This window comes from Nocardioides sp., from assembly GCF_034670285.1.
In the GTDB taxonomy this organism is placed as follows: domain Bacteria; phylum Actinomycetota; class Actinomycetes; order Propionibacteriales; family Nocardioidaceae; genus Nocardioides.
Genome location: NZ_JAXMNS010000276.1, coordinates 1 through 5,225, shown reverse-complemented (window position 1 = coordinate 5,225; position 5,225 = coordinate 1). Strand labels below are relative to the sequence as shown.

The window sequence follows — 5,225 nt, the reverse complement described above, 5'->3', positions numbered from 1 at the left end:
CTCGGGGAGGCCGAGCATCCGCGCGAAGTCGTTGCCGCGCCCGGCCGGCACGACGGCCAGGGTGCCGCCGACCTGCGAGACCCCGCCGGCCAGCGAGGAGAGCATCCCGTCGCCACCGACCGAGACGACGACGTCGCCGCGGGCGACTGCCTGCTCCACGAGGCCGGCCATGGCCAGCGGTCCCGGCGAGTAGGTGACGTCGACGCGGGCGCCGGCGTCACGCAGCACTCGCGTCACCCCGATGACGGCACCGGGGGCGGCACCGCCGCCGGAGGCCGGGTTGACCAGGAAGTTGAACGAGCGCTCAGGCATCGGGGATCAGGACTCCAGGGTTGAGGATGCCGGTCGGGTCGAGGTCGGCCTTGACCGCCCGCAGGATCGAGGCGCCGAGCTCGCCGATCTCCTGGGTCAGCCACGGCCGGTGGTCGGTGCCGACGGCGTGGTGGTGGGTGATGGTCGCACCCGAGGCCATCATCGCGTCACTGGCGGCCGCCTTGGCGCGCAGCCACTGCGGCAGCGGGTCGGCGTCGCCCTTGGTGGCGATGGTGAAGTAGAGCGAGCAGCCGGTCTCGTAGACGTGGCTGATGTGGCACAGCACGATCGCGCCGTCGCCGAGCTCGGCGGTCAGGGCGTCCTTCACCGCGGTGTAGAGCGCCTCACGGTTCGACCAGAAGGTGGCCGTCTCCATCGTCTCGGCCAGCACCCCCACGTCGAGCAGGGCGTCGCGCAGGTAGGGCGCGTTGAAGCGTCCGTGCGCCCAGGCGGCGCCGGCCTCCTCGCCCGTGCACCTGCCACCCAGGCCCTCGAGGACGGCGGTGACGGCGGCCCGCTTGGCGGCGACCGCGTCGTGCTCGCCCTCGTAGCCGGTGATCATCAGGCAGTCGGCAGCACCTTCGGCGCCGATGCTGTCGGGGTGCGCGAGGTTGATCGCGGTCTCGTTCTCGTCGGAGAGCCGGATCACGCTCGGCAGCAGACCGGCCTGCGCGAGCGTGCGCATCGCCGTGGCGCCGGCCTCGAACGACGACCAGCGCCAGCCCTCGTAGACCTTCTCGACGGGCACCGGGCGCACCCGCACAGTGACCTCGGTGATGACGCCGAAGGCACCCTCGGAGCCGAGGATCAGCTGCCGCAGGTCGGGGCCGGCAGCGTTGGCCGGCGAGGAGCCCAGGCGCAGCTCGCCGCGCGGGGTGGCGACGCGCAGGGCGACCACGAGGGCGTCGAAGCGGCCGTAGCCGGCACTCGACTGGCCGCTGGAGCGGGTGGCCGCGAAGCCGCCGATGGTGGCGTACTCGAACGACTGCGGGTAGTGACCGAGCGTAAGGCCCTGCTCGGCGAGGAGCGCCTCGGCCTCGGGGCCGCGCAGGCCGGGCTCGAGGGTCGCGGTCATGGAGACCTTGTCGACCTCGACCAACGCCTTCATCCGCACGAGGTCGAGGGAGACGAGACCGGCGAAGCCGTCGCGGCGAGCTGCGAGACCACCGGTCACCGACGTGCCACCGCCGAACGGGACGACCGCGAGACGGTGCTCGATCGCGAGGGCCAGCACCGCGGCGACGTCCTCGTGCGTGCCGGGGCGGACGACGACGTCCGGGGCGTCGCTCAGGTCACCGGCGCGCATCTTGAGCAGGTCGGGGGTCGACTTGCCGCGGGTGCGCAGGCGCCGGGTGTCGTCGTCGAGGAGCACGTGCGCGTCGCCCAGCACCGAGCGCAGCGCCGACAGGACGTCGTCGCCGAGGCCGCAGGCCGGCACGGCGGGCGCCTCGATCGCGGCGCGCTCGTCGAGCCCGAAGGCCATCTCGACGAGGCCGCGGGCAGCCTCGGGAAGGGGGCCGGCGAGGGCCGGGTTGCCCCAGCGGGAGGGGTGCATCTCGGACTGAGTGAACGGCAAGCTGGACTGGGTCATGTGTTACAGTGTGACACATGACGTCACTTCGTCACAACGGTTCCGCCGAGATTGCCTCCACCGAGTCGCCCCGGGACCCGCGAGACCACTACCTCGATGCCGCCCGCGCCTGCCTGCTCGATGTCGGCTGGCGCCGTACGACCCTGACCGAGGTCGCTCGTCGTGCCGGGGTGTCCCGCATGACCATCTACCGCGCCTGGACCGACATGCCTCAGCTGCTGGGTGACCTGATGACCCGCGAGTGGACCGGCGTGGTCGAGGCCGCGGTCGTCAAGGCCGACCCGACCCAGCCGCGGGTCGAACGACTCGTCGCGACGGTCGTGGCGACCATCGCGGCCCTGCGCACCAACGAGCTGTTCGTGCGCGTGGTCGAGCTCGACCCCGAGCTGATCCTCCCCTACCTGCTCGCCCGACGCGGCCGCTCGCAGGACCTGATCCTCGGCCTCGTCGAGGCCGAGATCCGCGCCGGCCAAGAGGCCGGAGAGGTGCGCGAGGGCCATCCGACGACGATCGCGCGCGGCCTGCTCCTGGCCGCGCACGGCTTCGTCCTCTCAGCCCACACCATGCTCGGCGACGGCGTCGACGACGCCGCGCTCGAGACCGAGCTGACCCTGCTGCTCGAGAGGGGGCTGGCCGCATGAGCACCCGCCCGCAGCCCGCCACGCGCATCACCCCCGGCCTCTCCGGCGCCCCGACCGACGTCGACCTCGTCGTCATCGGACTCGGCGTCACCGGCGCCGGCGTGGCCCTCGACGCCGCCTCTCGCGGCCTCTCGGTGCTCGCCGTCGATGCCCACGACCTCGCCTTCGGCACCTCGCGATGGTCGTCCAAACTCGTCCACGGCGGCCTGCGCTACCTCGCCAACGGCCAGATCGGCGTCGCCCACGAGAGCGCCGTCGAGCGCGGGATCCTGATGGAGGTCACCGCTCCTCACCTCACCCGCGCGATGCCGTACGTCGTCCCGTTCACCTCGATCACCGGACGCGCTCAGCGTGCGCTGACCCGCGCCGGGATGCGTGCCGGCGACCTGCTGCGACGCGGCGCCCGCACCTCCGCCGACACCCTGCCTCCTCCGCGGCGCGTGTCGGCGACCGAGGTGAGGGCGATGGTGCCGCCGCTGCGCACCGCCGGCCTGAGCGGCGGCACGCTCGCCTGGGACGGCCAGCTCGAGGACGACGCCCGCCTGGTCACCACCATCGCGCGCACCGCCGCAGCCCACGGCGCCGCCGTGCACACCCACGCCCGCGTGCTCAGCGCCACCGGCACCCGTGTCGACCTGCGTGACGAGCTGACCGGCGAGACCCGCACCGTCACCGCCCGCGCCGTGATCAGCGCCACCGGCGTCTGGGCCGACCAGCTCGTCGAGGAGGTGCGTCTGCGCCCCAGCCGCGGCACCCACCTGGTGCTGCGCGCCGACACCCTGCCCGGCCTGACCACCGCCGTCTTCGCCCCGGTGCCCGGCTCCACCAACCGCTTCGTCATGGTGCTGCCCCAGCCCGACGGCACCCTCTACATCGGCCTGACCGACGAGCCCATCGAGGGCGAGATGCCGGACGTGCCCACTCCGTCGGAGAGCGAGATCGGCTTCCTGCTCGACGTCGTGTCGGCCTGCTTCGACCGGCCGCTGCACCGCGACGACGTCATCGGTGCGTTCGCCGGCCTGCGTCCGCTCCTCGACGCTGGCGGCGACGGTGACGAGGAGGGCGCGACGTCCGACCTCTCGCGCCGCCACGCCGTGCTGACGAGTCGCTCCGGGGTGGTCACGCTCGTCGGCGGCAAGCTGACGACCTATCGCAAGATGGCCGAGGACGCCGTCGACGTCGTCGTCGAGCAGCACCACCTGCCCGCCGGGCCGTGCCGCACGCGCAGCCTCCCCCTGCTCGGAGCTGCCCCGCGCGCCGAGCTCGCCGCACTGGAGCAGCCGCTCCGCCTCGTACGACGCTTCGGCACCGACGCCGCCCTCGTGCTGTCCAACGCCCGCGAGGTGAGCGGGCTCGACGACGACGAGCTGCTCGCCCCCGTGAGCAGTGCAGTGCCGGTCACGCTGGCCGAGCTGATCTTCGGCGTCACCCACGAGGGGGCGGCCGACGTCGACGACCTGCTCGACCGACGCACCCGTGTCGGACTCGTGCCGGCCGACCGGCTCGCCGCGCTGCCCGCCGCCGAGCGCGCGCTCTCGCTCACGCGGCGCTCGACCCGCGACTGACCAGTCCCGATCAGTCCTGGCCAGCCCCGACCAGAGCTGACTAGGGCTGACTAGGGCTGCATCTGGTGTCACCTGGTGTCACCAGATGCAGGGCCAGCGAGGGTGTTGGCCGTCAGCCGATCTGGGTGCCGAGCGCCGTACCGATGGCGTAGGTGATCAGCATCGCGAAGAGCCCACCGGCCATGTTGCGGGCGACCGCGCGACCGGGCGGGGCGCCACCCAGACGGGCGCTGACGAAACCGGTCAGGGCCAGCGCCGCCGTCACCGTCACGATCGTGACCGCCACCCGTGCCGAGGCTGCGACCAGCACGATGGTCAGCAGCGGCAGCAGCGCTCCCATCGTGAAGGCCAGCATCGAGGCCCAGGCCGCAGCCCACGGACTGGTCAGGTCGTGGGGGTCGATCCCGAGCTCGGCCTCGGCGTGCGCGCCGAGTGCGTCGTGGGCGGTGAGCTGCTCGGCGACCTCGAGGGCGAGGGCAGGGTCGAGGCCCTTGCCGGCGTAGATCCCGGCCAGCTCGGCGAGCTCCTCCTCAGGCTCCTCGAGCAGCTCGCGACGCTCCTTCTCGAGCAGGGCGCGCTCGGCGTCGCGCTGGGTGGAGACGGAGACGTACTCCCCCGCCGCCATGCTGATCGCGCCGGCGACCAGCCCGGCCACACCGGCGATCACGATGGCGTCCCGCTCGGCGGTCGCCCCGGCGACACCGACGACGATGCCGGCGGTCGAGACGATGCCGTCGTTGGCCCCGAGCACCCCGGCTCGCAGCCAGTTGAGCCGTCCGGCGAAGCCGCCGTCGTGCGGTTCGTCGGCGTGCGGCCCGATCTCCGTGGGCGTGCTGTCCGTGGCCATGACCCGATCGTCCTGCGCGGCGCGGGCTGACTGCAACCAAGGCGAGGCTGGGCTCGCACGGTCAGGACCGCTTCGATCGCTGCCGAGCAATCTGTGCAACATATGTCCCGCGCCCCCGATCTCGTGCTGTGCTGACTTCTCTCAACCTGCGCTCTCACCTCTAAGGGGCCCTTCCATGCACCGCTCCCACCGATTGCCCCTCCCCGCCACGTGGCGGCTCGTCGTCGCCCTCGCTCTGACGGCGCTCCTGGCGGTCGGCGGCTCCACCT

Annotated in this window: 5 protein-coding genes; 2 read left to right on the top strand and 3 right to left on the bottom strand. The window is 73.0% G+C overall.

Annotated elements, in window-relative coordinates:
• A partial coding sequence (locus tag VOI19_RS13695) for a diacylglycerol/lipid kinase family protein (RefSeq protein ID WP_323793519.1) occupies positions 1 to 312 on the bottom strand: 312 nt, incomplete at its 3' end.
• Positions 305 to 1,903, bottom strand: a complete 1,599-nt coding sequence (locus VOI19_RS13690; protein WP_323793518.1) for an FAD-binding oxidoreductase — start codon at positions 1,901 to 1,903, stop codon at positions 305 to 307. The genes VOI19_RS13690 and VOI19_RS13695, both read right to left, overlap by 8 nt.
• A gap of 17 nt (positions 1,904 to 1,920) precedes the next feature.
• Here VOI19_RS13690 and VOI19_RS13685 point away from each other — a divergent pair, with 17 nt between their 5' ends.
• Together VOI19_RS13685 and VOI19_RS13680 are read left to right on the top strand one after the other, a co-directional pair.
• The gene (locus VOI19_RS13685) at positions 1,921 to 2,544 is read left to right on the top strand and encodes a TetR/AcrR family transcriptional regulator (protein WP_323793517.1); all 624 of its coding nucleotides are present in this window, start codon (positions 1,921 to 1,923) and stop codon (positions 2,542 to 2,544) included.
• Positions 2,541 to 4,109, top strand: coding sequence for a glycerol-3-phosphate dehydrogenase/oxidase (locus VOI19_RS13680; RefSeq protein WP_323793516.1), 1,569 nt, complete (start codon positions 2,541 to 2,543; stop codon positions 4,107 to 4,109). The genes VOI19_RS13685 and VOI19_RS13680 overlap by 4 nt, the downstream gene beginning before the upstream one ends.
• A 112-nt stretch (positions 4,110 to 4,221) precedes the next feature.
• Here VOI19_RS13680 and VOI19_RS13675 read toward each other — a convergent pair whose 3' ends face one another.
• Positions 4,222 to 4,956, bottom strand: a complete 735-nt coding sequence (locus VOI19_RS13675; protein ID WP_323793515.1) for a VIT family protein — start codon at positions 4,954 to 4,956, stop codon at positions 4,222 to 4,224.
• Positions 4,957 to 5,225 lie beyond the last annotated feature (269 nt).